This window comes from Mycobacterium sp. Soil_C_30 (assembly GCF_057656995.1).
In genome coordinates, this window is sequence record NZ_JBDGJH010000006.1 from 357795 (window position 1) to 384769 (window position 26975).

The 26975-nt window shown below is 68.2% G+C and carries 24 protein-coding genes; 17 read left to right on the forward strand and 7 right to left on the reverse strand.

The window, feature by feature from the left end; all coding sequences use genetic code 11:
• Nucleotide 1: 1 nt before the first annotated feature.
• From AC3A6P_RS14615 to AC3A6P_RS14625, 3 genes are read left to right on the forward strand one after another with little or no spacing between them, the layout of a single operon-like run.
• Complete coding sequence (locus AC3A6P_RS14615; protein ID WP_487692300.1) at nucleotides 2-1417, forward strand: FGGY family carbohydrate kinase; 1416 nt, start codon at nucleotides 2-4, stop codon at nucleotides 1415-1417.
• Nucleotides 1414-2781: an NAD(P)/FAD-dependent oxidoreductase gene (locus tag AC3A6P_RS14620; RefSeq protein ID WP_487692301.1), complete on the forward strand. Its 1368-nt coding sequence runs from the start codon at nucleotides 1414-1416 to the stop codon at nucleotides 2779-2781. Before AC3A6P_RS14615 ends, AC3A6P_RS14620 begins: the two co-directional genes overlap by 4 nt.
• Nucleotides 2778-3998, forward strand: coding sequence for an NAD(P)/FAD-dependent oxidoreductase (locus AC3A6P_RS14625; RefSeq protein ID WP_487692302.1), 1221 nt, complete (start codon nucleotides 2778-2780; stop codon nucleotides 3996-3998). The genes AC3A6P_RS14620 and AC3A6P_RS14625 overlap by 4 nt, the downstream gene beginning before the upstream one ends.
• A 15-nt stretch (nucleotides 3999-4013) precedes the next feature.
• On the opposite strand, the gene AC3A6P_RS14630 is transcribed toward AC3A6P_RS14625, so the two are convergent.
• Nucleotides 4014-5198 carry an enolase C-terminal domain-like protein gene (locus tag AC3A6P_RS14630; protein ID WP_487692303.1) on the reverse strand — a complete coding sequence of 395 codons (1185 nt, stop codon included), beginning with the start codon at nucleotides 5196-5198 and terminating at the stop codon, nucleotides 4014-4016.
• A gap of 103 nt (nucleotides 5199-5301) precedes the next feature.
• On the opposite strand from AC3A6P_RS14630, the gene AC3A6P_RS14635 reads away from it, so the two are divergent.
• From AC3A6P_RS14635 to AC3A6P_RS14670, 8 genes are all read left to right on the forward strand, one after another.
• Nucleotides 5302-6342: a zinc-dependent alcohol dehydrogenase gene (locus AC3A6P_RS14635; RefSeq protein WP_487692304.1), complete on the forward strand. Its 1041-nt coding sequence runs from the start codon at nucleotides 5302-5304 to the stop codon at nucleotides 6340-6342.
• Nucleotides 6342-7118, forward strand: a complete 777-nt coding sequence (locus tag AC3A6P_RS14640; RefSeq protein WP_487692305.1) for an SDR family oxidoreductase — start codon at nucleotides 6342-6344, stop codon at nucleotides 7116-7118. Before AC3A6P_RS14635 ends, AC3A6P_RS14640 begins: the two co-directional genes overlap by 1 nt.
• Before the next feature lie 6 nt (nucleotides 7119-7124).
• On the forward strand, nucleotides 7125-8126 hold the full coding sequence (locus AC3A6P_RS14645; RefSeq protein ID WP_487692306.1) for a 2-hydroxyacid dehydrogenase: 1002 nt from the start codon (nucleotides 7125-7127) through the stop codon (nucleotides 8124-8126).
• On the forward strand, nucleotides 8123-9130 hold the full coding sequence (locus AC3A6P_RS14650; protein ID WP_487692307.1) for a sugar kinase: 1008 nt from the start codon (nucleotides 8123-8125) through the stop codon (nucleotides 9128-9130). Before AC3A6P_RS14645 ends, AC3A6P_RS14650 begins: the two co-directional genes overlap by 4 nt.
• Nucleotides 9102-9863: an IclR family transcriptional regulator gene (locus AC3A6P_RS14655; RefSeq protein ID WP_487692309.1), complete on the forward strand. Its 762-nt coding sequence runs from the start codon at nucleotides 9102-9104 to the stop codon at nucleotides 9861-9863. Before AC3A6P_RS14650 ends, AC3A6P_RS14655 begins: the two co-directional genes overlap by 29 nt.
• Entirely contained in the window at nucleotides 9850-10455 is a 606-nt protein-coding gene (locus AC3A6P_RS14660; RefSeq protein WP_487692310.1) for a bifunctional 4-hydroxy-2-oxoglutarate aldolase/2-dehydro-3-deoxy-phosphogluconate aldolase, read from the forward strand. Before AC3A6P_RS14655 ends, AC3A6P_RS14660 begins: the two co-directional genes overlap by 14 nt.
• 219 nt (nucleotides 10456-10674) lie before the next feature.
• Entirely contained in the window at nucleotides 10675-12030 is a 1356-nt protein-coding gene (locus AC3A6P_RS14665; RefSeq protein ID WP_487692311.1) for an MFS transporter, read from the forward strand.
• Between the two features lie 56 nt (nucleotides 12031-12086).
• Complete coding sequence (locus AC3A6P_RS14670; RefSeq protein ID WP_487692312.1) at nucleotides 12087-13448, forward strand: mycothione reductase; 1362 nt, start codon at nucleotides 12087-12089, stop codon at nucleotides 13446-13448.
• 2 nt (nucleotides 13449-13450) lie between these two features.
• Here AC3A6P_RS14670 and AC3A6P_RS14675 read toward each other — a convergent pair whose 3' ends face one another.
• Entirely contained in the window at nucleotides 13451-14722 is a 1272-nt protein-coding gene (locus tag AC3A6P_RS14675) for a threonine/serine exporter family protein (RefSeq protein WP_487692313.1), read from the reverse strand.
• Between the two features lie 32 nt (nucleotides 14723-14754).
• Here AC3A6P_RS14675 and AC3A6P_RS14680 point away from each other — a divergent pair, with 32 nt between their 5' ends.
• On the forward strand, nucleotides 14755-15186 hold the full coding sequence (locus AC3A6P_RS14680; protein WP_487692314.1) for an MmcQ/YjbR family DNA-binding protein: 432 nt from the start codon (nucleotides 14755-14757) through the stop codon (nucleotides 15184-15186).
• Here the strand turns inward: AC3A6P_RS14680 and AC3A6P_RS14685 are convergent.
• The 4 genes from AC3A6P_RS14685 to AC3A6P_RS14700 are packed head-to-tail and all read right to left on the reverse strand — an operon-like array spanning nucleotide 15112 to nucleotide 17907.
• Nucleotides 15112-16275 (reverse strand): MFS transporter, encoded by a 1164-nt coding sequence (locus tag AC3A6P_RS14685; RefSeq protein ID WP_487692316.1) that lies wholly within the window; start codon nucleotides 16273-16275, stop codon nucleotides 15112-15114. The two genes, AC3A6P_RS14680 and AC3A6P_RS14685, sit on opposite strands and share 75 nt — an antisense overlap.
• Before the next feature lie 4 nt (nucleotides 16276-16279).
• A complete protein-coding gene (locus tag AC3A6P_RS14690) occupies nucleotides 16280-16633 on the reverse strand; it encodes a DUF1622 domain-containing protein (protein WP_487692317.1) in 354 nt (117 codons plus the stop codon).
• A gap of 9 nt (nucleotides 16634-16642) precedes the next feature.
• A complete protein-coding gene (locus AC3A6P_RS14695; protein WP_487692318.1) occupies nucleotides 16643-17407 on the reverse strand; it encodes an alpha/beta fold hydrolase in 765 nt (254 codons plus the stop codon).
• Between the two features lie 20 nt (nucleotides 17408-17427).
• Entirely contained in the window at nucleotides 17428-17907 is a 480-nt protein-coding gene (locus AC3A6P_RS14700; protein ID WP_487692320.1) for a hypothetical protein, read from the reverse strand.
• A 162-nt stretch (nucleotides 17908-18069) separates the two neighbouring features.
• On the opposite strand from AC3A6P_RS14700, the gene AC3A6P_RS14705 reads away from it, so the two are divergent.
• The 5 genes from AC3A6P_RS14705 to AC3A6P_RS14725 all read left to right on the forward strand — a co-directional run bounded on the left by AC3A6P_RS14705 (nucleotide 18070) and on the right by AC3A6P_RS14725 (nucleotide 25343).
• The gene (locus AC3A6P_RS14705) at nucleotides 18070-18774 is read left to right on the forward strand and encodes a response regulator transcription factor (protein WP_487692356.1); all 705 of its coding nucleotides are present in this window, start codon (nucleotides 18070-18072) and stop codon (nucleotides 18772-18774) included.
• Nucleotides 18771-20285, forward strand: coding sequence for a sensor histidine kinase (locus AC3A6P_RS14710; protein ID WP_487692321.1), 1515 nt, complete (start codon nucleotides 18771-18773; stop codon nucleotides 20283-20285). Before AC3A6P_RS14705 ends, AC3A6P_RS14710 begins: the two co-directional genes overlap by 4 nt.
• 44 nt (nucleotides 20286-20329) lie before the next feature.
• A complete protein-coding gene (locus tag AC3A6P_RS14715) occupies nucleotides 20330-22150 on the forward strand; it encodes an ArnT family glycosyltransferase (RefSeq protein ID WP_487692323.1) in 1821 nt (606 codons plus the stop codon).
• Nucleotides 22151-22212: 62 nt separating this feature from the next.
• Complete coding sequence (locus tag AC3A6P_RS14720) at nucleotides 22213-23445, forward strand: bifunctional glycosyltransferase family 2/GtrA family protein (protein ID WP_487692324.1); 1233 nt, start codon at nucleotides 22213-22215, stop codon at nucleotides 23443-23445.
• Complete coding sequence (locus AC3A6P_RS14725) at nucleotides 23442-25343, forward strand: ArnT family glycosyltransferase (protein WP_487692326.1); 1902 nt, start codon at nucleotides 23442-23444, stop codon at nucleotides 25341-25343. Before AC3A6P_RS14720 ends, AC3A6P_RS14725 begins: the two co-directional genes overlap by 4 nt.
• A gap of 30 nt (nucleotides 25344-25373) precedes the next feature.
• On the opposite strand, the gene AC3A6P_RS14730 is transcribed toward AC3A6P_RS14725, so the two are convergent.
• On the reverse strand, nucleotides 25374-26975 hold a 1602-nt coding region (locus tag AC3A6P_RS14730), incomplete at its 5' end, for an HNH endonuclease signature motif containing protein (RefSeq protein WP_487692327.1).

Here is a 26975-nt window from a genome sequence, read left to right on the forward strand (position 1 = left end):
GGTGACTGTCCTCGCGATCGACCAGGGCACCTCGGGAACGAAGGCCATCGTGGTCGACGAGGCCGGCGCGGTGGTCGGGTTGGCCGAGATACCCGTGCATCCGGTGTATCTCGACGGCGGCGGTGTCGAGCAGGATCCCGGCGAACTGCTGGAGTCCGTGCTCGGCGCCGGCCGCGCTGCCGTGGCCCAAGCGGGCCGGCCCATCGAGGCGGTGTCACTGGCCAACCAAGGCGAAACCGTGCTGGCCTGGGATCGCCGCAACGGCAAGCCGCGCAGCCCCGCGATCGTGTGGCAGGACCGCCGCGCCGAAAACATCTGTGCGGCAGTCGAAGGTCATCGCGACGAGCTGGCCAGACGCACCGGCCTGGTGCTCGACCCGTATTTCTCGGCACCGAAGATGGCCTGGCTGCGGCAGAACGTCACCACCGACGGCGTCGTGACGACGACGGACACGTGGCTGCTGCACCAGCTCACCGGCGCGTTCGTCACCGACGCCACCACCGCCAGCCGTTCCCTGGTGACCGAACTCGGTGGCCAGGGCTGGAGTGCAGAGCTGCTGGCACTCTTCGGACTCGCCCACGAGCAACTGCCCGCGATCGTCGGTAACGATGAGATCATCGGCAGCACATCGGCATTCGGCGATGAGGCGCCGGTGGGGGGAGTGGTGGTGGACCAGCAGGCCGCGCTGCTCGCCGAGGCCTGCCTGGAACCCGGCACGGCCAAATGCACCTTGGGAACCGGGGCGTTCCTGTTGACCAATACCGGCGATACCGGGGTGCGGTCGGCGGCGGGGCTGACCTCGTCGGTGGCCTGGCGGATCGGTGGTCGGGACACCTTCTGCGTCGACGGCCAGGTTTACACCGCAGCCTCAGCGGTGAAATGGCTGATATCGCTGGGCATCATCGGTGGCGCCGACGAGATGGACCGCATCGCGGCCGCGGATGCCGAAGGTGTGCTGTGTGTGCCCGCGCTGGCCGGTCTGGCCGCACCGTGGTGGAAATCCCAGGCCAAGGCCGTGCTGTCGGGGATGACGCTGTCCACCGGTCGCGAGCACCTGGTGCTGGCGGTGCTGCAGGGAATCGCCGCGCAGATCGCCGAACTGGTGACCGCCATCAATGCCGACACCGCCACCCCACTGACACGCCTCCGGGTCGACGGCGGCCTCACCCGCTCGCGCGTGCTCATGCAAGCCTGCGCCGACATCACCGGAGTGCCGGTGGACGTCTACCCGTCGCCGCACGCCACTGCCCTCGGTGCTGCGGCGCTGGCGAAACTGAGCCGGCAACCGGACCGGCCGCTGCGCGAGGTGATACCCGACTGGGCGCCGTCGGCAACCTACGAGCCGATCTGGAATGCCGAGCGGGCCAATGAATTCCGTTCGCAGTGGCGAACTCTAGCTGATAGGACCTTTTCGTGACATTCGATGTGGCCGTCATCGGAGCCGGCATCGTCGGCTCGGCCATCGCCCGTGAGCTCGCCGGCCACCACCTGTCGGTGGCGCTGCTGGAAGCGCGCGAGGACGTGGGTGACGGCACCAGCAAGGCCAACACCGCGATCCTGCACACCGGCTTCGACGCCAAACCCGGCACCCTGGAATCGGCCATGGTGAGCCGCGGCTACCAGCTGCTCTCCGAATACGCTGCACAGACCGGTATCCCGATCGAACACACCGGGGCCCTCCTGGTGGCCTGGGATCAGGAGCAACTCGACACGTTGCCGTCGCTCAAAGACAAGGCGCAGGCCAACGGATACCGGCGTTGCGCGATCATCGACGCAAACGCGGTGTACCAACAGGTTCCGCATCTGGGGCCCGGCGCACTGGGCGGGCTCACAGTGCCCGACGAGTCGATCATCTGCACCTGGACGGTGAACCTGGCCTTGGCCACCGATGCCGTGAACCGGGGCGCGACTCTGCTGACCGGTCACCGTGTGCAGTCGGTGGACATCGGCGCCGACGAGACCACGCTGCGCACCAGTGCAGGCAACGTCTCGGCGCGGTGGGTGGTCAACGCCGCCGGGCTGGGCGCCGACAAGATCGACAACATGTTCGGGCACCAGCGCTTCACCGTCACTCCGCGCCGCGGTGAGCTCATCGTCTACGACAAGCTGGCCCGGCCGTTGGTGGACAAGATCGTGCTGCCGGTGCCGACGTCACGGGGTAAGGGTGTGCTGGTGAGCCCCACCATCTACGGCAACGTCATGCTGGGGCCGACCTCGGAGGATCTCGATGACCGCACTGCCACAGGCACTTCCGAGGCGGGCCTGCAGTTCCTGCTGGAAAAGGGCCGCACGCTGATGCCGCGGCTGCTGCAGGAGGAGGTGACGGCCACGTACGCGGGGCTGCGCGCGGCGATCGATCATCCCGACTACCTCATCGAACCCAGCCTCGAGCAGCGTTACCTGCTGGTCGGGGGCATCCGGTCCACCGGCTTGACCTCGGGCATGGCCGTGGCCGAGTACACGCGCGATCAATTACGTTCAGCAGGACTGCAGTTGACATCTCGAGAGGATCTGCCGGAGCCGCCGCGGATGCCGAATCTCGGTGAGGCGTTCCCGCGGCCGTACCAACGGCAGGACCTCATCGACGAAGACCCGGCATACGGACGCATCGTCTGCTTCTGCGAACGGGTGACGCAGGGGGAGATCCGGGACGCCTGTCATTCGGTGATCCCGCCAACCACCCTGGAGGGCCTCCGTCGGCGCACCCGCGTGATGAACGGACGCTGCCAGGCGTTCTTCTGCGGCGCCGAGGTGCAGACACTGCTGGAGGCCAACCGATGACCGAATACGACGTCGCCATCGTCGGTGGCGGTCCGGCCGGGCTCACGGCCGCCGCGGCGCTGGCGAGGGACCTGAATGTGGTTGTGCTGGAACGGGAGTCCGAGGCAGGGGGTATCCCGCGGCACAGTGACCATCCGGGCTACGGAATGCGCGACATGAGAACGTTCATCAGTGGTCCCGCATACGCTCGTCGCCTGGTGGCACAGGCCGCCGCCGCCACCATCCGCACCACCACCATGGTCACCGGGTGGGCCGGTGACACCACCCTGGAGGTCACCTCACCGCAGGGCCGGGAACTGGTGTCGGCGCGGGCGGTCATCCTGGCCACCGGTGCCCGCGAACGGCCCCGACCGGCCAGGCTGATCCCAGGCGACCGGGCCGCCGGCATCTACACCACCGGGCACCTGCAGAACGTCGTGCACCTCAAGCACGGGAAGGTCGGCACGCGCGCCGTCGTGGTCGGGGCCGAACTGGTCAGCTACTCGGCGGCACTGACCCTCAAACACGCGGGCTGCCGCACGGTCATGATGACCAGTGAGTACCCGGCACCCGAGGCGTACGGGGTGTTCACCGCGGCCACCCCGCTGCTGCGCACCCGCGTCGAGACCCGCACCAGGGTGACCCGCATCCTCGGTAAGCCCACGGTGGAAGCCGTCGAGATCGAGCACCTGGACACCGGCCGGCGACGCCTCGTCGACTGCGACACCGTGGTGCTGACCGGCGACTGGATTCCCGATCACGAGCTGGTGCGGGCAGCGGGTATCGATGTGGACGTGAAAACCCTTGGGCCGAGCGTGGATACCGCACTGCGCACCAGCCGCCCGGGTGTCTTCGCCATCGGCAACCTGTGCCATCCCGTGGACACCGCCGATATCGCCGCCCTCGACGGCAGGCACGTCGCCGACCAGGTGCGTGCCCACCTGTCCGGGCGGCCATCCCCCGCGGCTGGGGTGAGCATTCAGGCCCAGGCGCCGCTGCGCTGGATCGCCCCCACGCTGCTGCGGCCCGGTGATCCCGCGCCGGCCCGGCACCGGCTGCTCGCCTGGACCGACGAGTTCATCCGCTTCCCGACCGTGACGGCGCGACAGGACGGGACGGTGGTCGGCCGCAAGCGACTGCCGTGGCCGGCCGCACCCGGGCGGGTGTTCCGCATCCCGTCGAGCGTTGTCGATGGTGTGAATCCCGGCGGGGGAGCGGTGGTCATCGAGATCGGCTGAGTCGTAGTGCCGTGATCACGCCCAGTCCGCGAGCTCCGGCAGGGCCGCGGTGTTGATGGTCAGTCCGATGCCGGGCTCTGCCGGGATGGCGGGTACACCGCCGCTGACCTCCGGTTCGCCGAGGAACAGCGGCTCCACACGCTGATCCCGTCCCCAGTAGGACGGGTTGGTCAAGTGTTCGATCCAGGTGCAGTTCGGCTGCGAGAGCACCACATGCAGGGTGGCCGCCGAGTACACATGCGGAATGACCTCGGTACCGGTGCCGGAAGCCATCTGACACACCCGGCGCATCTCGGTGATACCGCCGACCCGGTGAACGTCGGGTTGCAGCACGTCGGCAGCGCCGGCCTCCAGCAGCTGCGCGAAGCCGTACCGGGTGAATTCGTGTTCGCCCGTGGCGATCTGGACCACACCCATGCCGCGCAGCTGAGCGTGACCGGCGATGTCGTCGGGAATCAGGGGTTCTTCGACCCAGCGCAGGTCGAATGGCGCCAGATGGCGGATCATCTCGGTGGCGAAGGGACGGTCCCAGCCCATGTACGCGTCGGTCATCAACTCGATCCCATCGCCGAGTTCGTCGCGGATTGCCTCGATGTAGCGCAGGTTCTTCAGCAGGCCGGCGCGGCCGTCACCGGGGCCGTACGGCCAGTTGGCCTTCACTGCGGTGTAACCGCGCTCGACGTAGTCGCGGGCCATCCGGCGGACCTCGGTCAAGTCGTCGTCGGGCTGGACCTTGCTCGCGTACGCGCGCAGGGTGTTCCCGCTGGGTCCGCCGAGGAGCTGGTAGACCGGGACCCCGTGGTGCTTGCCGAGGGCGTCCCAGATGGCGATGTCGATGGCGCTGATGGCTTCGATGGCGGCGCCCTTGCGGCCGTAGACGATCGAGGCGCGATAGAGCTGTTCGAAGATCTGTTCGGTGGAATGTGCGGGCAGTCCGGTGGCGATGCGGCCCAGATGTGCGTTGACCATGGTGGTGGCGGCACCGATGCCGTCCTCGGAGTACCCGATGCCGGTGGTGCCGTCCTCGAGGGTGACGCGCACGATCACGATGCCCTGTGGCCAGGTGTACCAGCTCCAGCCGTCGCCGCGGAACGGGAAACGGCTCATGGGGCCGGGGCCGCGCACACTCCTCTGCTGCTGCCAGAAATTGCCCCACATCGACTGGGGCACATGGCGCGCCTGGACATCGACGATCTGCATGTGCGTGGACTCCTTTGTGATTGACAGCTCAGCGGACAACTTGCCATGATGTTGCAAATAGAGCAAGGCCATTGCAAATAGTGCAACAGTGAAAGTTGACCGTGTGAAAGCAGTGACATGGGCCGGCCCCGACCGGCTCGAGATCGTGGACATCCCCGCCCCGGTCGGTGGGCCGGGGTGGGTGTTGCTCGAGGTGTCGCGGGTGGGCATCTGCGGTTCGGACCTGGCCATCTTCAAGGGTTTTCACGCCCGTGCCCAACCCGGCATCGTCCTGGGGCATGAGTTCGGCGGCACCGTCGTCGATGCCGGCCCCGACGGAGCCGTCCCGGTGGGGACCCGGGTCGCCGTCCGGCCGCTGATCTCGTGCGCTGACCGCGGAGCTGACCTGTGCCCGGCGTGTACGCAGGGCTTCGGCCATGTGTGTGCGTCGTTGGGCCTGTACGGCGTTGACGAACCGGGCGGGCTGGCCGAGTACGTGGCGGTGCGCACCTCGAGTGTGTATCCCATGGCCGCCGGTGTTTCCGAGGAGTTCGCCGCACTCGCCGAACCGCTGGCCGTGGCGGTGCACGCAGTCGACCGGTCGGGGCTGCGGGCAGGTGACCGGGTGGTGGTGTTCGGCGCCGGACCCATCGGTCTGCTGACCGCGCTGGTGGCCAGGCACTGTGGCGCCGCGGACGTGGTGATCGTCGAGCCGAACTCGTGGCGTCGAGGGGTGGCCGCGGGGTACGGACTGCATGCGGTGGCCTCCGACGAGGACCCTGTCGGCACCATCCGGGCGCGTACCGGCGGTGCCGGCGCCGACGTGGTGTTCGATTCGGCGGCGCACCCGTCGGTCGCCGCGCAACTCACGGAAGCGGCACGGATTCGCGGCACCGTCGTGGTGGTGGGTGTGTACAAGCAGCCCACCCCGATCGACCTGCGCACCGTGAACTTCGCCGAACACACCATCATCGGCACCCGCGTCTACACCGCGGATGACTTCGCCACGGCCGTAGAGCTTCTCAACACCGACACCCTCGGTCTGGAAGCGCTGCCCACCACGACCTTCGCGATGGGCGAGTCGTACGCAGCGTTCGAGAGTGCGGGCAAGGGAGATACCAGCATCAAGGTGTTCTTCGACCCGACTCGCGACAAGGATCTCTGATGAGCACTGAAGCCATCCGCACCCGCACCGCGTGGGTGACCGGTGGGAGCAGCGGTATCGGTCGCGCCATCGCTGAGGAACTGGGCCGGCGCGGTTACGCCGTGGCGGTGACGGGGCGGCGGACCGAAGCGCTCGAGGAGGTGGCGGCCGCCATCGGCGCGGCGGGCGGCCGGGCCATCCCGGTGCGTGCCGACGTCACCGACAGCGCCGACGTCGCCCGCGCGCACCAGCACATCGTCGACACCATGGGCCCCGTGGACACGCTGGTCTGCTGCGCCGGGTTCAACGTCGTCGAACGCTGGTGGAAGGACCTGACCGTCGACAACTTCGACGCCGTCGTCGACACCAACCTCACCTCGGTGACCCGCACGGCGCTCCAGGTGCTGCCGTCGTTCCGGGACAAGGGATTCGGGCAGATCGTGGTGGTCTCCTCGTTCGCCGGATGGCGTTTCATGTCGGTGGCCGGCGCGGCCTACGGCGCGTCGAAAGCCGCCCTGAGCCCGCTGGTGGAATCGATCAACGACCAGGAGGGGCGGCACGGTATCCGGGCCACCCACCTGTGTCCGGGCGAGGTCAACACAGAGATCCTGCAGACCCGGCCGGTGCCGCCGACGCCGGAGGAACTGGCCCGGATGCTCCAGCCCGATCAGCTGGCGGAGATCGTCGCCACGATTGTGGAGATGCCCGCCGGGATCTGCGTCAACGAGATGGTGGTGACCCCGACGCACAACCGCATCTACCTGAACAACAGCGCACTACCGGCCACGAAGGGCTGACCCGGCATGCGAATTCTGCTCACTGACGACAACGTGTGGAACGCCCTGTCAACCGGCTCGGCGAGGCTGCCGTCCTGGGCGGAGGTGATCTATCTGCCAGTGTCGGACCGCGATGCCCTGCTCGCGGCGCTGCCCACCGTCGAGGCCTATGTCGGAGTGCACTTTGACAGTGAGTTTGCCAGTGTTGCAACGCAATTGCGGCTGCTTCACGTCACCGCGGCGGGCACCGACCACATCCCTGCCGACGACATCGCCGCGACGGTCACCATCGTGAACTCTTACGGTCACGGACGTTCGGTCGCCGAGCACGTGGTGATGACGATGTTGGCGGTGCGCCGTGAACTGTTGTGGCGGGATCGGGAATTGCGGCAGGGTCGCTGGCGCTCACGCATGATCGATCCGTCGGTGTCGAGATTCGACACCCTCGAGGGCGCCACCGTGGCCGTCGTGGGCACCGGGCACATCGGCGTTGCCACCGCGCAGCTGTGCTCGGCGATGGGAACCCAGGTGATCGGAATCCGCGGGCGCGACCTGACCGATCTCCAGACCGATGTCGAACCCTACGCTTGGGTGGGCGGACCCCGCCATCGCGATCAAGCGCTGCGCGAAGCCGACTACCTGGTGTTGGCATGCCCTCTCGACGAGCAGACGCGCGGCATGATCGGCGCCCCGCAGCTCGAATTGCTGGGTGAGGGCGGAGTTCTGGTCAACGTGGGCCGGGGCGGACTGGTCGACGAGCCGGCGCTCTACACAGCGCTGCTCACCCGGCGCATCGCAGGCGCGGCGCTGGACGTGTGGCAGACCGATGCCTCGGCCGACCCTCATCCCGCCTCGCCGCTGCCCTTCCACGAACTGCCCAATGTGATCATGACGCCGCACTTTTCCGCATCAGCCGATTCGACCTACACCAGGCGCGCCGCAGAGGTGGCGGCCAGCCTGGAGGCGGTGGCCGCGGGCGGGGTGCCGCGCAACTGCATCCGCCCCGGAATCGTCGGGGCTCTGCGGTGACGGCACTGCACGACGTCCTGGCCATCGGCGAGACCATGGTGATGGTCACCCCCGCAGGCCCCGGCGGTCTCACCGCAGACGGCCACTACCTGCTGCGGCCGGGAGGCGCTGAGTCCAACGTCGCCGCGCATCTGGCCCAGCTCGGGTTGCGGTCGGCCTGGGCCAGTGCCGTCGGTGACGACCCGCTGGGCAGGATCGTGACGGACACCCTGTCCGACCTCGGAGTCGACGTCAGCCGGGTGGAATGCGATCGGGACCGGCCCACCGCGGTGTACTTCAAGGACCCAGCACCGTCGGGCACCCGCGTGTACTACTACCGCGACGGTTCCGCGGCCTCCGCGATGTCGCCGGAGGTGTTGTCGCGTTGGGCCAGTCACCCGCCGAAGGTGGTGCACGTCTCGGGTATCACCGCGGCGCTCTCACCGTCGTGCCGCGAACTTGTCGAGGCTGTCGTCGTCGACCGGGTCTTCGGTGCCGCCCGGGTGAGCTTCGACGTCAACTACCGACCCGCCCTGTGGAACCATGACGCCCGGCCCCTCCTACGCCGGCTGGCCGCGGCCAGTGACATCGTGTTCGTCGGCCGGGACGAGGCCGAAAACCTCTGGTCCACAACAACAGCCGACTCGGTCAGGGAGTTGCTGCCGGAGCCGGGGCATCTCGTGGTCAAAGACGGATCCCATGAGGCGGTGTCCTACACCCCAGACGGTACGTTTCGGGTACCGGCCCGCCGGGTCGAGCGCATCGTCGACGTGGTGGGGGCCGGGGACGCCTTCGCCGCCGGGTGGCTGGCCGCGATGCTCGACGGTGGTTCGGAGCCAGTCTGCCTGCACGTGGCGCACCATGTCGCCTCACGGGTGCTCGGTTCGCCCACCGATCTGGTGGCGCTACCTCCCCTCGCCGATATCGTGGCGCTGGTCGCACCCAACAGGCACACGCGGCCGGTACCCGATCACACACTCAGAGGGGAGCCCGTCGATGTCGCAGACCGTGGCGCGCGCGCTTGATGTCGTATCGTTCGTCTCCCGGGGCAATCGGTCCCTCGGTGAGGTCGCCGACCATCTCGGCGTGCACAAGTCGACGGCACTGCGGCTGCTGCAGACGTTGGAGGAACGGGGCTTTGTCCGGCGCCAGCCCGACGGCCGGTACGCCATGGGGTTCGAGCTGATCGCGCTCGGGCAGCTGGCCCTCGACCAGGTGGAAGCCCGGTCGGCGGCGCATGGGCATCTGCAGGAGCTCGCCGCCCGCTACGGCCACACCGTGCATCTCGGCGAGCTGGTGGGTGATCACATCGTCTACGTCGACAAGATCGACGGCCGCGGCACCGTGGCCATGGGATCGCGGATCGGGCTGCCCGCCAAGCTGCACACCGCGGCGGTGGCGAAGGTGATCGCGGCGTTCCAGACCCCCGCCGACCGGGAACGGATCATCGCCGCGGCGACCTTCGAGCCGTACACGCAGACCACGCTCACCGACATCGACGCGCTGCGCAAAGACCTGGACCTCACCCGGGCGCGCGGCCACGCGGAGGACAACGGTGAGCACGAGGACTACATCAACTGCGTCGCTGTCCCCGTTTTCGACGCGACAGGCAAAGTGACACACGGCATCTCGGTGACAGCACTACGCGCCGTGTGTCCGCTGGAGGAGCTGCGGCGCAGCGTCGACGAGTTCCGCAAGGTAGCAGACACGATATCCCGATCCATGGGATGGCGAGGAGACGAACGTGGCATTCGATGACTTCTTCGACGGCTTGCTGGCCGAGCAACCGGTGGTCGGGATCTTCCGGGGCTACTCCCCGGATAAGACGGTCGAATTATGCAGGCACGCATGGGCTTTCGGAGTCGAGCTGATCGAGGTCCCGGTGCAGTCGCCCGCCGCGCTGCCGTCCCTGGAGGCCGCTGTCGCCGCGGGCCGCGACGAGGGCCGGGTGGTGGGCGCCGGTACCGTCACCGACACCGGCCAGCTGGAGGCCGTGCAACGGATCGGCGCGCAGTTCACGGTGGCCCCCGGGTTGAATCCCGCCGTCATCAAGCGCTCGCAGGAACTGGGCCTGCCGCATCTTCCCGGGGTGGCCACCTCCAGTGAGATCGCGACGGCGCTGTCCTTGGAGTGCCGGTGGCTCAAAGCATTTCCGGCTGCGCAACTCGGGTCGGACTGGATCGCCGCGCAGCTCGCCCCGTTCCCGGACGCGTGTTTCGTCGCAACCGGTGGGATCAACGCCGACAATGCCGCGCAGTTCCTCGCGGCGGGAGCGCGTGCCGTCGCCATCGGGTCGGCGCTGTCGGACACCGCCACACTCGACAAGCTCCGGATCGCTGTCGCGCACTGACCGCGCCGCAACTCAGATGTGTCAGCCCGGTGCCGCACGGCGCCGGGCCTGGTGGCTTTTCACTCAATAGTGTTGTTCTGCAATTGATTTCGATGGCAGTGACGCTTGACACAACACGGCGATCCACTTAATGTTGTGCATAACGCAATCTGATTGCAACATATGCAACGCAACACCGGGCGCCCGCAGGGATTGCCCACAATCAAAAGGACCGGCACCGTGACCAAGCCTGACTCACCAGACACCTATGACAAGCCCGCGGTGCGCCGCGTCGTGGGCGCGGCGGCCATCGGCACCTTCATGGAGTGGTATGACTTCGCGCTCTACGGCGCCGCCTCGGCACTGGTGTTCGGCCCGCTGTTCTTCCCGAACCAGAGCGCGGTGGGCGGCACCCTGGCGTCCTTCGCGGTGTTTGCCGTCGCGTTCTTCGTCCGTCCGCTCGGTGGGATCATCGCCGCGCACGTGGGTGACCGGGTCGGGCGGAAGCCGGTTCTGATCTTCACCGTCACCCTGATGGGTGTGGCCACCGTGCTCGTGGGCCTGCTGCCCACCTACGAACAGATCGGAGTCTGGGCGCCCGTTCTGCTGGTGATCACCCGGATGCTGCAGGGCGTCGGCGCGGGCGCCGAATTCGCCGGTGCGGTGACCACCATCTCCGAGTACGCCCCCGCCCATCGCCGCGCCTTCTACACGTCGTTCACGCAGGCCGCGGTCGGCGCCTCCATCGCCTTTTCAACCGGTTTGTTCGCCATCCTGGCGTTGCTGCCCAGGGACATGCTGTTGGACTGGGCATGGCGCGTGCCGTTTCTGGCCAGTGCGGTCATCTTCATCGTCGCGATCTTCATCCGTCGCCGGGTCGAGGAGACCCCCGCCTTCGTCCGCGCCGCCGACAAGGCCGCCACCGACGCCGCTCCCGTGGTCAAGGTGCCACTGATCACCGCGATCAAAGAGAGTCCCCGGGCGCTGATCGTGGGCATCCTGTGCGGTTCGGGCCTCAACGTCGCCGGCTATGCCATCAACACGTTCTCGCTGAGCTACATCAAGAACACCCTCGAGATGTCGGCCACCGTGGCCACCCTTGGTGTGGTGGCCGCCGCGGGCACGAGTGTGGTCGCAGTACCGCTGTTCGGCCGGTTGGCCGACCGTCACGGCCGGCGCCGGGTACTGGCGTTCGGCGCGATCTTCACCGCTCTGTACATGTGGCCGTACTTCGCTCTGCTGGATTCCCGCAACCCGGTGCTGGTGATCCTGGCGATGGCCGTGGCCTACGGCGTCGGCCAGAGCGCCATGCTGGGCGCCCAGTCGGCGTTCTTGTCCGAGCTCTTCGAAACGCGCTACCGGTTCACCGGCATCGCGACCTCCCGTGAGCTCAACGTCATGCTGCTCGGGGGCACCACCCCGTTCATCGCCACCGCGTTGGTGGAGGCGACAGGTGGATCCTCCTGGGGTGTGGTCATTTTCATCGTCGCCTGCCAGCTGGTCACGGTGCTCGGCCTGGCGCTCGCGGGGCCGCGGAAGGGATCGGGCGCCGTCGATCGGTCGTCGACGCCTCCGGTCTCCACTGTCACCAGCTGACTCACGGCTGTCCTGTGTCCGTTTATCGCGCCGATAATTCGGGCACAGGACAGCCCATGCGCCATCACGATCTCGTGGTCATCGGCACGGGTTCCGGGAACATGGTCATCGACGACTCGTTCTCCGACCTCGACGTCGCGATCATCGAGGAACGCAAATTCGGTGGCACGTGCGTCAATTACGGGTGCATACCGTCGAAACTGCTGGCGTACACCGCTGAACTCACCGATGACATCGCCGGCGCGGACCAGTTCGACATCGACGCCGACCTGCGGCGGCTGCGCTGGCAGGCCTTGCGTGACCGGGTGTTCAGCCGCACCGACGGTATCGCCGAAGACGGAAAGCACGGCCGCGAGGCATCCGAGTTCATCACGGTGTACTCCGAGCACGCCGAGTTCACCGGTCCGCGGCGGCTGCGGGTCGGCGATACCGACATCGAGGCCGCTCAGGTGGTGATCGCCGCCGGGGGAAGGCCTGCAGTGCCGGACGTGGTGGCCGACAGCGGTCTGCCGTACGAGACGTCGAACACGGTGATGCGCATCGATGAACCACCGCGGCGGCTGGCAGTGCTCGGCGGCGGATACGTCGCCGCCGAGCTGGCTCACGTGTTCTCCGCAGCCGGCAGCCAGATCAGCATCATCGAGAAGAGCGACCTGCTGCTCGGCGGGCCCCAGGACAACGAGATCCGCACCGCCTTCACCGACCTGATGCGGAATCGCTTCGACGTGCGATGCGGTTCCGAAGTCTCCGGAATCAGCGGTGCACCAGGCGATCTGATCCTGACGCTGGACAACGGTGAAACCGTGTCCGCCGACATGCTGCTGGTGGCTTCCGGGCGTATCCCGAACACCGACCGCCTCAACATCGCCGCCGGCGGCGTCGATGTCGACGAGAAAGGCCTCATCACCGTCGACGAGTACGGCCGCACCAGTGTCGACGGCGTCTTCGCCCTCGGTGACATCAGCGTCGGGATCCCGCTCAAACATGTGGCCAATCGCGAGGCCGACGCCATCAAACACAATCTGCGGCACCCGGACTCGATGCGAGAACTCGACCATGACCGGGTCCCGTCAGCGGTGTTCACCAACCCCCAGATGGCCTCCGTCGGCATCACCGAGGAGCAGGCCAAAGCCGATCACCCGGGTTATCTGGTGTCGACGTACTCCTATGACGAGGTGGCCTACGGGTGGGCCCTGCAGGACAGCACCGGGCGGTGCAAGGTGCTCGCCGACGGCACGACCAAGCAGATCCTGGGCGCACACCTGATGGGTAGCCAGTCGGCCACCTTGATCCAGATCTTCGTCATCGCAATGGAATTCGGGATCGACGCCGAATCGCTGGCCACCAAACCGTTCTGGCCGCACCCGGCGCTGACCGAAGTGGTGCAGAACGCGTTGCTCAACCTGAGAGCGGCGTGAACCTAGAACCGGCGTAGGCGGGCGTGGAACACGCTCCAGCCCAGCAATGTGCCCAGCGCGATCGAGAAGATCGCCGCCACCGTCACACCCAGGGTGGTCACGTCGGGATCGACATGGGTGGTGACCTCCGAGAGGGACTCGAAGCCCAGCGCTCCGGGCACCAGCGTCCAGAACGCCACCAGCATCATCACGATGCTGGGCGGGCCTCCTTTGATGTGCCGCACCAGCATGACGAACGGCACCACCAGGAAGGCGCCCACGGCGGCGGAATGCGAGGACGAGAGGAACAGTCCGCCGAACTGTTGCCCCAGCAGTGCCACTGCCACCGCGGCCATCAACCAGATCAGCGTTCCCGGGGGTCCGGAGAGGTAGAGATAGAGACCGACGCCGATGACGATGATCGCGGCGTACAGCGACCATGATCCCATCTGAGCCGACGGCTGTTGGGGGGCAAGTGGTCCCGCGATGTGCAGTCCGATGGCCAGCCCGAACACCATCAGCCCGAGCTGTGTCACACCGAACACCACCCGGCTGGTTCCGGCGATGATCGCGGAACTGGCCAGCTCCATGGCGCCGATGGTCAGTGCGATACCCGGCAGCACCGCCACGAGCGCCGGGGTGATCACCCGCAGCAGACCGTCGTTGGCGGCGTCGGCGACGAACCAGGTGGCCAGCAGGGTCACCACGAACGCCGACAGGGGCGGGACCACCGGCTTCAGCGATGGGTAGGGTCGCGCGGCGACGACGATGACGCCGACGACAGTGCCGAGGAAGACATACCCCCACAGCGACGCCCACGTCGGATTCATCACCAGACCGAAACCCAGTGTGGTGACGGCATACCCGACCACACCGGAAACCGGGCCGAACCGGTAGGGCGTCTGCCTGGCAGCGGCGACGGCCTCCACCGCGTCAGCCGGTGTGATGGCGCCGGCATCGGCCAGTTCGGCGATGGCGTCGATCTTGCCCGCCAGGTTCAACTGCGTGGTGATGCGGGTGGTCACGTCGACCTCGTAGGCCGCGGTGCCGATCTGGATAATCAGCACCGTCGGCAGCACCACCACACTGACCTTCTCGGTGGTGTACATCGCAGCGATCTGCCGAAGCCGCGCCGCTATCTGGTTGGTGGGCTGTTCCACCTCCACCAGTGCGATACCCAATTCGCGCAGCATCGCCGCGATATCGGCGTGGTCGTGGGTGTCCGGCTCGGCCAGGGGCGCGGGCACGGCTTTGCGGAACGAGCGCAGCGTGCGGGCCGCCCGGGAATCACTCATGACCGCAGATTGTGGCTCAGTAACCTGGGGACATGGCCCACAGGCGCGCCCAGGTCGCCGATATTCACCGAATCGCCGGTGCCATGCCGCATGTCACCAGGATCGAAGGCCCGAAGGGCAACCCCATCTATCAGGTGGGCGGCAAGTCATTCGTGTTCTTCCGCACCCCGCAACCCGATGCGGTGGACCCGCGGACGGGGGAGAAATACACCGACGTCGTGATGTTGTGGGTCGAGGACGAGCGCGACAAGCTGGCCCTCACACAAGATGACCGCGCGCTGTTCTTCACCACCGACCGGTTCACCGATCATCCCTCGGTCCTGTTGCGCACCAGTCGTATCGGGGAGATCGGTGTGGCCGAACTGACCGAGCTCATCCAGGATGCGTGGTTATCCCGTGCCTCCGACCGGCGGGCGCGGCAATGGCTGGCGGAACGCCAGGGCGCCGGCGGTGACGCCGAGTAGTCCGGCGAACACCACCAGCGCCGGGGTCAAGGTGATGCCGACAGCCACCGCGCCGACCAGCAGCGGTCCGCCGGCGTCGCCGAGTTCTCGGCCGACCTCGGCCGAGCCCATGGTCTGCCCGAGCCGATCCGCGGGGGAGGTGGCGGCGAGGTGGGCGAAACCCAGCGGCGTGATGACACCGACGCCCAATCCGATCAGCAGCGCCGCGACCGCGAGCCCGGCGACCCCCGGGAGCAGCACGGCCACACAACCGACTGCGGCCACCACCAGACCCACCACCATGCCCGGCAGATCCCGGATCCGGCCTTTGTCGCGGGCCGCGCCGATGCGGGGCTGCACCAGCGCGGTGGCGGCGGCCAGCACCGACACGATCGCACCCGTGGCCAACGGGCCGAGCCCCCGTTGGGCGCCGATCACCGGCAGGAACCCGACACCGACGGACAGCGCACCGGTGGCGGCGGCCAGGGCCAGGGTGGGGCGGACGAACCAGGAACTGGTCAGCCGCCGCGCCAGGTCGGCCACTGTCTGCCGGGTCCGTGGCAGCGGTGCCACATCGGGCACCTCGACCAACGCCCACACGGCGATCACGGCCGCCAACCCGGCCAAGGTGAGGAACAGCAGCGAGAAACCGCCTGCGGCGATCAGGAGACCGCCCAGCACCGGCCCAACCGTGTACCCGAGACCCTTCCAGGCGCCGTAGCGGCCGAAGCCGCGGCCCTGCCCACCTTCCGGGGTCAGCCGCGAGACCAGCACCGAGGCGGCCGGTGAGAAGGCCGCCGCGGCGGCACCCTGCCCGAACCGTGCCACACCCACCCAAGCGGGATTACCGGCGACCACGAACGCCCCCGAGGCGACCGCGAACGCCACCAGCCCCCCGAGCAGCACCGGCCGGGCACCCACCCGGTCGGCGAGCGAGCCGAACAGCGGTTTGAGCAGCACCTCGGCGCCGTCGTAGACGGCAAGCAGCAGTCCCAACGTGAGCAATGACGCGTGCTGGTCTTCGGTGAAGCCACCGAGGCTGGCGGCGATGCTGTGGGCGCCGAACGCGGTGACGAAGCCTGCCGCGTACAACGGCATCAATGGACGCATGGCTCTAGACGGTTTCCGTTTTCCGCTTCGTCTGCCACGGCCAGCGCCCACTGATCTCCACTTCCAGTGACCAGCTCAAGAACGTGCGGATGGCCACGATGCCGGCCAGCACCGCCACACTCTGCCCCGTCGGGGTGACCGCCACGGTGCGGATGATGTCGGCCGCCACCAGGAACTCGAGTCCCAGCAGGATCGACCGACCCAACTGCTCGCGGAAGACTCGGTAGGTACCGCCGGTCTTGCGGAACAGCCGTCCCAGGGCGATACCCGCCGCCAGCACACCACCGATCGCGATGACGGCGACACCCACGGCGTCGATGACGGTGCCCACCGTCTCGACGACCTCGATGAAAGTCATGCCCGGAGGCTAATGCGGCAGCGCGCCCCAGAACCGGGTTAGTGCCAGCGCGCCGCGAGCGGGATCCTCGAGCATCCACCAATGACTCAGCCCTTCGAGGACTTCGACCCTGGCGCCGGCCCGTCCCGCCGCTCGCCGGCGCATCTCATCGGTCCCGACGAGGTGGTCCTCCGCGGCCAGAATCGCCAGACCGGGCCGCTGTGCCGCGTTCTCCAGGTTGCGGCCGGCCTCCGACATCGCAGGCTGGGTGGCCGAGCGGTACAGCGCCAAGATCGCCCGGCCCATCGCTTCGTTCTGCCCGGCAGCCAGTTTGGCGGCCGTCTCGGCCGGAATGCCGAAGCCCTCGCTCCGTGCGGCGCGGTCGGCCACCGTGCCGCCCAGCATCGAGTCGATCAGCTCCTCACCCGCACCCGGGGTCTGCCACACCTGGGCCAGGTCATGCCAGACGTAGTCGACGTCGAAGACGCCCAGGAGATCGCTGGCCCAGCTGCGGACCAGCTCCGGCCGGTGCATCACCAGGTTCACCACATGACCCCCGCCCCAGTCGTGGCCGACGAGATCGACAGGCTCGGCGAAGCGGGTGAGTTCGGCCTCCAACCAGTCCCGGTATGCCTCGTAGGTGGCAGGGAAGTCGTCGGGCAGCGGCGCACCGAACCCGGGAGGGGACAACAGGACCACATCGTCAAGAACCACGTCGTTGCGACCCAGTTCCGCCACCAGCGGCTCCCAGACTGCGTCGGTTTCCGGGTTGCCGTGCACGAAGACGATGGTCATCGCGTCATGCTAGCCAGGAATCATCGCCCGGCCGAGATCACCGTCGCGGTATTGGTGCCGTCGGCGGTGACACCACGGATGGTGGCGGTGTCACCGGCCTTGACCTCGGTTCTGCCTTGCCGGGTATCGGTGGTGACGACGTAGGTCTGGGTGAAACCGTCTTCGCTGCGTGCCGTGATCGACGTGTCGGAGATATCGGTGACGACGCCGGTCTGGGTGAGCTCCGTGGCGTACCCGCCTCGGCCGTCGGGCACCACGAACTGGCCGTGCAGTGCGTCCGTCGCAGCGGCGGGTCCGCCGCCCCGGCCCCCGGGAGGGGGCCCGCCGAAGCCGGGACCGCCGCCCTGCTGTGTGGTGCCCGCCGCGGCGTAGATGACGGCGGCTCCGGCGCCGGCCAGCACCACGGCGATGCCGACGGCGGCCAACGTCTTGTTGAGTGACCAATGTGCGGGCTCGCTCGGCGGCGCGCCCCACACCGGCTCGGTGGTTCGGGTGTCCATGACGACCACCGTGACGGCGGAGTCTGTGCGCCGCCTGTGTGCGGGCTAGGTGACGCTTCAGCCCCCTGTCTCACAGCGGGCGCATAGTATCGGCACAGGGTCGGCCCATCGGGAAACCAAATACTGGGAGCCATGATGTCTGGAGCTGCCGAACGTGTCGTCATGCGCCGAGCCGACGGTAACCCCATCAACGTGCTGGTCGTCGACGACGAAACCGTGCTCGCCGAGATGGTGTCGATGGCGTTGCGTTACGAGGGCTGGAACATCACCACTGCCGCCGACGGTGCCGCCGCGGTCGCCGCTGCGCGCAACAACCGACCCGACGTGGTGGTGCTCGACGTGATGCTGCCGGACATGAGCGGACTCGACGTGCTGCGCAGACTCCGCGAGCAGAACCCCAACCTGCCGGTGTTGCTGCTCACGGCCAAGGACGCGGTGGAGGACCGCATCGCGGGGCTGACCGCCGGCGGTGACGACTACGTGACCAAACCGTTCAGCATCGAAGAGGTGGTGCTGCGGCTGCGCGCCCTGCTGCGCCGCACCGGGGTCACCACCGAGGACAGCGGTGCCCAGCTGGTGGTGGGGGATCTGGTGCTCGACGAGGACAGCCACGAGGTGACCCGAGGCGGCGAACCGATATCGCTGACCTCCACCGAGTTCGAGTTGCTGCGGTTCATGATGCGCAACTCCAAACGGGTGCTGTCCAAAGCCCAGATCCTCGACCGGGTGTGGAGTTACGACTTCGGCGGCCGGTCCAACATCGTCGAGCTATACATCTCCTACCTGCGCAAGAAGATCGACAGCGGCCGCGAACCGATGATCCACACCTTGCGTGGCGCGGGATATGTCCTGAAGCCCGCCAGATGACAGCCGGCCCCATGCACAGCGTGCGGCCGAGCACGTGGTCGTTGCGCCGGCGCTTGCTGCTGGGGCAGATCCTGTTGTTGGCGCTGGTCTGCATCGGAATCGGCGCCGCCACCGAACTGGCACTGAACCAGTACCTGGTGCATCAGCTCGACCGCCAACTGGTGGAGGCCACCGGCCGCTCGGCGATGATGTCCGGGCTACCGCCGCCCCCGCCGATTCCCGGAACCGGCCCCGGCCCGCGTCCCCGCCCGGGACCCGGGCCGGATTTCCTGGACGCGCCCGGCCAGCCCGTCGGGATGGTGGCCGCGGAAATGGGTCACCATGGCCACACCAACGCCGGGATACTGACCACCTACGGTCAGCGCGCCGAGTTGAGCGAGAAGGCGCAGGCGCAGCTGGCCGCCATCACGCCGCAACAACGCGCGATCACCGTCGACATCGACGGGCAGGGCCGCTACCGCGCCGTGGCGACCTACAACCGCTTCGGCGAGGTCATCACCGTGGCGCTGCCCATGAGCGACGTGAACGCCACCATGCTGCGGGTGCTGCTGATCTTCGCCGTGGTGACAGTGGTGGCTGTGGTGCTCGCCACCACCTTGGGCGTGATCATCATCCGGCGAGCGCTGGCTCCGCTGGATCGGGTGGCCGCCACCGCGGCCAAGGTCGCCAACCTCCCGCTCGACCGCGGCGAAGTGGCGCTGCCGGTCCGGGTACCCGAGCCCGATACCAATCCCAATACCGAAGTGGGACAGATGGGTTCGGCCCTCAACCGGATGCTCGACCACATTTCGGCGGCACTGTCGACGCGGCAGGCCAGTGAGACCCGGGTGCGGCAGTTCGTCGCCGACGCCAGCCATGAACTGCGCACACCCCTGACGGCGATCCGCGGTTACAGCGAGCTGGCGCAGCGGCGCCGCGATGAAGTGCCCGACGAGGTGGCACACGCCATGGGCCGGGTGTCGTCGGAAGCCGAACGGATGACCAACCTCGTCGAGGACCTGCTGCTGTTGGCCCGGCTGGATTCCGGGCGGCCGCTGGAACGCGAACCGGTGGACCTGTCCCAGCTGGCCGTCGACGCGGTGAGCGACGCGCACATCGCAGGCCCGGATCACGAGTGGAACCTGGAACTGCCCGAGGAGCCGGTGCTGGTCACCGGTGACAGTGCCCGCCTGCATCAGGTGCTGACCAATCTGTTGGCCAACGCCCGCACCCACACCGGCACCGGCACCACGGTGACGGTGTCGCTGCGCGCCGACGAGCACGGGGCGGTGCTGCGGGTCGCCGACGACGGCCCCGGCATCCCCGCCGAACTGCAGTCCGAGGTGTTCGAACGGTTCGCCCGCGGTGACTCGTCGCGCTCCCGCAAGGGCGGCAGCACCGGTCTCGGGTTGGCCATCGTCGCCGCGGTGGTCAAAGCGCACGGTGGCCGCATCGACCTGCGCAGCAGACCCGGTTCGACAGTGTTTTCTGTCGTTCTTCCGTGCAAAGTGCCCTTCACAGCTGGCACATAGCCGGTACCCATCCTGCGTCCACGGTGGGGCAGCACCCTGGCAGGGTGACACTCACTCTGCCGCGACCTGCTGTCGTCAGCTCTGCGCACACCCGGTCCCGGCAGGAGCCGGTCGCGGTGGCGGTCCTGCTCCTCGGCACCGCGGCGCTCTATCTGTGGAACCTCGGCGCCAGTGGATGGGCCAACAGCTTCTATACCGCTGCGGTGCAAGCCGGTTCGTCGAACTGGACGGCATTCCTGTTCGGCTCGAGTGACGCCGCCAATGCGATCACCGTCGACAAGACACCGGCCGCGTTGTGGGTGATGAGCCTGTCTGCGCGGGTCTTCGGATTCAACGCCTGGAGTGTGCTGGTGCCGCAGGCGCTGATGGGTGTGGCGGCCGTGGCCGTGCTGTACGCCGCCGTGCGACGGGTGGTGGGCCCGGCCGGCGCGCTGCTGGCCGGCGCGGTACTGGCACTGACTCCCGTGGCGGCGTTGATGTTCCGGTTCAACAACCCCGACGCGCTGCTGGTGCTGAGCCTGGTGGTGGCGGCCTACGCGGTGCTGCGGGCACTGGACGCCGACGCCGGCGCTGCGTGGCTGGTGCTGGCCGGGACGGCAATCGGGGTCGGGTTCCTGGCCAAGATGCTGCAGGCGCTGCTGGTGACCCCGGTGTTCGCTCTGGTCTTCCTGATCGCCGCCGACCTGCCGCTGTGGACGCGGGTGCGGCGACTGGCCTGCGGGGCGCTGGCCCTGGCGGTGTCCGCCGGCTGGTATCTGCTGGTGGTAGAACTGTGGCCGGCCGATTCCAGGCCCTATATCGGTGGCTCACAACAGAACTCGATTCTGGAGCTCACCCTGGGATACAACGGCCTGGGCCGGTTGACCGGCGACGAGGTGGGCGGTCTGGGCAACATGAACCACGACGTCGGCTGGGGGCGACTGCTCGGCGGACAGATGGGCGGCGAGATCGGCTGGCTGCTGCCCGCCGCGGTGATCGTAGTGGCGGCGGGGATGTGGCTGGTGCGCCGGGCACCTCGGGTGAACCCGGTACGTGCGTCGCTGCTGCTGTGGGGCGGTTGGCTGGTGTTGACCGCGCTGGTGTTCAGCTACATGAACGGCATCGTGCACCCGTACTACACCGTGGCGTTGGCGCCCGCGATCGCCGGCTGCCTGGGCATCGGGGTGCCGCTACTGTGGCGACATCGCGCCGACATCCGGGTGGCCACCGTGCTCGCCGGCGCCGTTGTCCTGACCGCGGTGCTGGCTTTCGTTCTGCTGCAACGTCATTCCGAGTGGTTACCGTGGCTGAGATGGGCGGTGCTGCTGGTCGGGCTCACCGCCGGACTGCTGCTGCTGGTAGCCGGTCGCTTTGCTCCGGCAGCACGCAACAGTGTGGCGGTGGCGGCACTCGTGGCGGTCCTGGCCGCACCTGCGGCGTTCAGCATCGCCACTGCGGCCACATCGCACAGCGGCGCCATCCCCTCGGCGGGCCCGTCCGCGGGCTTCGGTGGCCCACCCGGTTTCCTCGACGCCGAACGCCCCGGTGCGGCGTTGGTGGCACTGCTGAAGGAGAATTCCGCCGATTACACCTGGGTTGCCGCTGCCGTCGGGTCGAACAACGCCGCGGGATACCAGCTGTCCACGGGGCTTCCGGTGATGGCCGTCGGCGGGTACAACGGCACCGACCCCGCACCCACGCTGGAGCGGTTCCAAGAGCTGGTGTCAGCCGGCCGGATTCACTACTTCATGGACTCCACCATGCTGCGGATGATGGGTGCCGGCTCCAGCGGAAGTGATGCGGCACAGCAGATCTCAGCGTGGGTGCACGCCCACTTCCCCAGCGAGGACGTCGACGGCGTGACCGTCTACGACGTGAGCCGATGACTCACAGCGAGCGCATAGCAGACACCCACGTCCAGCCCACGGCCGGATCCGACCATGAATGCATGAGCACAATCGACCTGCCGCGAGCCACGAAGAACGCCGCACTGATCGCCGCCGACCGCGGGGTGCCCGTGCTCGATGTCGTCGTCCCCGTCTACAACGAACAGGACCAACTCGCCGATTCGGTGCGCCGGTTGCACCGCCACCTGAGCGCGGAGTTCCCGTTCCCGTTCCGCATCACCGTCGCCGACAACGCCAGCGTCGACGCCACCCCGAGGATCGCCGAGGAACTGGCCGACGAGTTCGACGAGGTGCGGGTGCGGCGGCTGGAGCTCAAAGGCCGGGGTAGGGCCCTGCATGACGTGTGGTCCACCTCCGATGCACCCGTGCTGGCCTACATGGACGTCGACCTGTCGACCGACCTCGCCGCCCTGGCGCCGCTGGTGGCGCCGCTGATCTCCGGGCATTCGGATCTGGCGATCGGTACCCGGCTGGGACGCGGGTCCAGGGTGGTGCGCGGCGCCAAGCGAGAGGTGATCTCCCGCTGCTACAACCTGCTTCTGCGCTCGACACTGGCCGCCCGGTTCACCGACGCCCAGTGTGGTTTCAAGGCGATCCGAGCGGATGTGGCCGCCAGGCTGCTGCCCCATGTACACGACACCGGCTGGTTCTTCGACACCGAGTTACTGGTGCTTGCCGAACGCAGCGGTATGCGCATCCACGAGGTCCCGGTGGACTGGGTGGACGACCCCGACAGCCGGGTCGACATCGTGGCCACCGCCGTCGCCGACCTCAAGGGCATCGCGCGGCTGCTGGCCGGGCTCACGACGGGCCGGATTCCGGTGGGCGCCATCGGTGTACAGCTGACCCCGGCCGCCGAGCCGCCGCCGTCGCTGCTACGGCAGGTGGTGCGGTTCGCCACCGTGGGGGTGCTGTCCACCCTCGCCTATCTGGTGCTGTTCCTGGCGCTGCGGCCCCTGGGCGCACAAGGTGCGAACCTGGTGGCCCTGCTGGTCACGGCCATCGCCAACACCGCGGCCAACCGTCGCTTCACCTTCGGGGTGCGCGGTCGCGCCCGTGCCGTCCGGCACCAGTTCGAAGGTCTGGTGGTGTTCGCCATCGGATTGGCCCTCACCAGTGGGTCATTGGCGGTGCTGCACTACTTCGGCGAGCCGGCCCGTGCCGTCGAACTCCTGGTGCTGATCTCGGCCAACCTGCTGGCCACCGTTGTCCGATTCGTCCTGCTGCGCGGCTGGGTGTTCCACCCGCGCCGAACCAACAAGGGAAAATCATGACCGTGCTCGAGACGCCGGTGACCGTCGCCGAATCCGATCCGCAACCAGGGCGTCGCTGGGAGCGCCCCGCGCTGCTGGTTCTGCTGGCCGGTACCGCCGTGCTGTATCTCTGGGCACTGGGGTCGCTGGGGTGGGGCAACGAGTTCTACGCCGCCGCAGTGCAGTCCGGCACGATGGACTGGAAAGCCTGGCTGTTCGGGTCGCTGGACCCCGGTAATTCCATCACCGTCGACAAGCCGCCGGCCTCGATCTGGGTGATGGCCCTGTCCGGCAACATCTTCGGATTCAGCTCGTGGAGCATGCTGGTGCCGCAGGCGCTCATGGGCGTGGCCGCGGTGGGTCTGCTCTATGCCGCCGTGCGGCGCACGTCCGGGCCCGGGGCGGGGTTGCTGGCCGGCCTGGTGCTGGCGCTGACGCCGGTGGCCGCGTTGATGTTCCGATTCAACAACCCTGACGCGCTGCTGGTTCTGCTACTGGTGGTGGCCGCGTACTGCATCGTGCGGGCACTCGACGGCCATGCGGTGCGCTGGACTGCGTTGGCCGGTGTCGCGCTGGGATTCGCCTTCTTGACCAAGCTCTTACAGGCGTTCCTCATCGTGCCCGTGCTGGCGCTGGTGGTGCTCGTCGCCGTGCCCGGCAGCATGTGGAAACGGCTCGGCGCCTTGGTGTCCGGGCTTGTCGCCATGGTGATCTCCGGCGGCTGGTTCGTGGCGCTGGTCAGCATCTGGCCCGCGGACTCCCGGCCCTACATCGGCGGGTCCACCGACAACAGCTTGCTGCAGCTGGCCCTGGGGTACAACGGCCTGGGCCGGGTGTTCGGCGGTGACGGAAATCCGACCGCCGGCGCTGACAACGGCGGGCCCATGGGTGGTCCTCCCGGCGGAGGCGGCAACATCATGTTCGGCGGTGACCCTGGGATCACCCGCATGTTCGGGCAGTCGATGGGCACCGAGATCTCCTGGCTCCTGCCCGCTGCCCTGATCGGTCTCGTCGCCGGCCTCTGGTTCACCCGACGAGTCCCGTTCCGAACCGACCGCACCCGGGCCGCGCTCCTGTTGTGGGGCGGCTGGACCGTGGTGACGGCCATCGTGTTCAGCTACATGAAGGGGATCATGCATCCCTACTACACGATCGCACTGGCCCCCGGTATCGCGGGCGTGGTGGCGATCGCGGCGGTCAAGCTGTGGCAGGGGCGCAGGTATCTGTCGGCCCGGATCCCGTTGGCGCTCATGCTCGCTGCCACGGGGATCTGGAACTTCGTGCTGCTGAATCGGACACCGGAGTGGCTGCCGTGGCTGCGCTGGGTGGTGCTGGTGGGGGCCATCGTGGTGGCGGCGGTGCTGATTGTCGGCGGCCACCAGCTGGGTCGCTACACCGCGGTGCTGGCGTTCGCCGGCGTGCTCTTCGGGCTGGCCGCCACCGGTGCGTACACCGTGCAGACCGTGGCCAACAGCGCCGGCGGGCCGATTCCGACGTCCGGTCCCGCCCGTGAGGGCGCGGGCTTCCCGGGCTTCCCGGGCGGTGGACCCGGCGGCCCCATGGGTGGCGGCGCGTCGGATCAGGTCGAGCAAATGCTGGTCGGGAGCGAACAACGTTGGGCGGCAGCCACTATCGGATCGCACATGGCAGGCAGCCTGCAGTTGGAGACCGGTGCCTCGGTGATGCCGATCGGCGGGTTCACCGGCAGCGACAACGCGCCGACGCTGGCGCAGTTCCAGCAGTACGTCGCCGACGGCGAAGTGGGCTACTTCCTGGTGAGCGAGCGCGGTCCGGGTGGTCCGGGCGGCCCGGGTGGTCGTGACAGCGACTCCGCGGCCACACAGATCACCCAGTGGGTGCAGGACAACTTCGCCGCCCAGACAATCGACGGGACCACGGTCTACGACCTGACTCCCTGACATTCCAGCGGCACTCGCTGACACGCTGGATCAGAACGGCGGGGGTTCGTCGTGGTGGCGAGGCTCCTCCCGGTAGGCGCGGTCGAAGAGATCCTCGCCGTTGCCGGGACCCTCGCCGTTGCCGGCGCGGTGGGCAGCGTTGAGTGCGCGCTCTGCGGCGATGCGGTAGGCGCGGTCTTTGGCTTTACTGCGTTTTCGTTTCGGCATCTTGACCGACTTGTCGGCGGCCGCTTCTTTTCTCGGGCTGCCTCGCTGCACCGGCGCCGAAGTGGTGTTCACGCGGGGGAACAGGATGCGGCTCAGCGGGATGCTGGTGTAGGTGTGGCCGGTGGGGGTGGTGAAGAGGACGGTGCCGTCGGGTTTTTGGACTTCGGACCAGCCGTCGCGGAAGGTCTTGATCAGGTGGTGATGGCGGCAGTGGCCCTTGAGGTTGGAGGCATGCGTGGGCCCGCCCTCACCCCAGGGGATGGTGTGATCGAGGTCGGCGTCGCGGATGGGGCGGTCGCAACCCGGAACCCGGCAGGTCAGGTCACGGGCTTGCACGAATTCGCGATCCGCGGCGCGGATGCGGTAGCTGTCGGTCGGGTCGACCGCGGGGGTCTTGATGTGGCGGATCTTTGCGCCGGCGGTGATCAGGGCTGCGATCAACGCATTCGGCACCACCCCGTAGCCGGGGATGAACCCCGGCGCCGTGCCCGTCTTGGGAGCCGTTGGGGCGGGCTCTGACTCGGCCTCACCAGGCTCGGCGACCGGCAGCTCGGCTTCTCGGTCGGCAGGAGCCTCGCAGTGCCGCGGAGCCGACGACCGCGGCTCCTGGGCCTGGTCCTGGCCCGGGTCCGGGTGCACCGGTTGCCCGTGCGGTGTCGCGGGATCGTCGCCGGCGCTGGGCTCGGCTGCGTCAGCCTGCTCGGGCTCGCGGGCCGCAGGCCTGGTGTCCTTGGTGGGGTATGTGATGGTGACGTTCGTAGGGCCGGTAGGGAACACGCCTTCGCCGTGGATCAGCGGATCGGGATCACCCTCCAGCGCAGGGGCGTCGGCGTAGATGTGCACCACGAACCGCGAGGCCACCCCGTCCTCGGCGGCCGCCGGGCAGATCTCGGAACCGCACAGGCATTTCAGGTGATCGGCATCAGCGCCCAAGGCCTCGGCGGCATCGGCCAGCCGCTGGTCCAGCGTGCGGGGATCATTGGGGCACACCGCTTTGGCCATGGTGCGCAGTCTGCCCATCAGCAACGCCCCACCCGGTTTGGTCAACCGCATCGTGAGGGTGGTGATGCCGGCCTTGTCGTCGGTGTGCTCCACGGTGACCCCACGCCCGCGCACCGTGTTACGCACCCGCCGCACCGCATCCGGGTCGAACCGTTCGACCCACACATCGACGGCGTTCTTCAACTTGTAGTACGACAGCCCACTCCACCCGCACAGCGTGGCCGCCTCTACACACGCGGCGTCGATGGCCGCCAAAGCCTCGTCATCGACCACCAACAGGGTGCGTTCCACCACGGTGGACATCACCCGCAACGAAATCTCCCCTCGGTGAAACAGGGCGGCGAGTTGGGGGAAGCGGTCTCGCATCGCGGCGCCGATCTGCAGTTCGCGATAGGCCCAGCGCGGAGAGATCCCGAAGGCCAG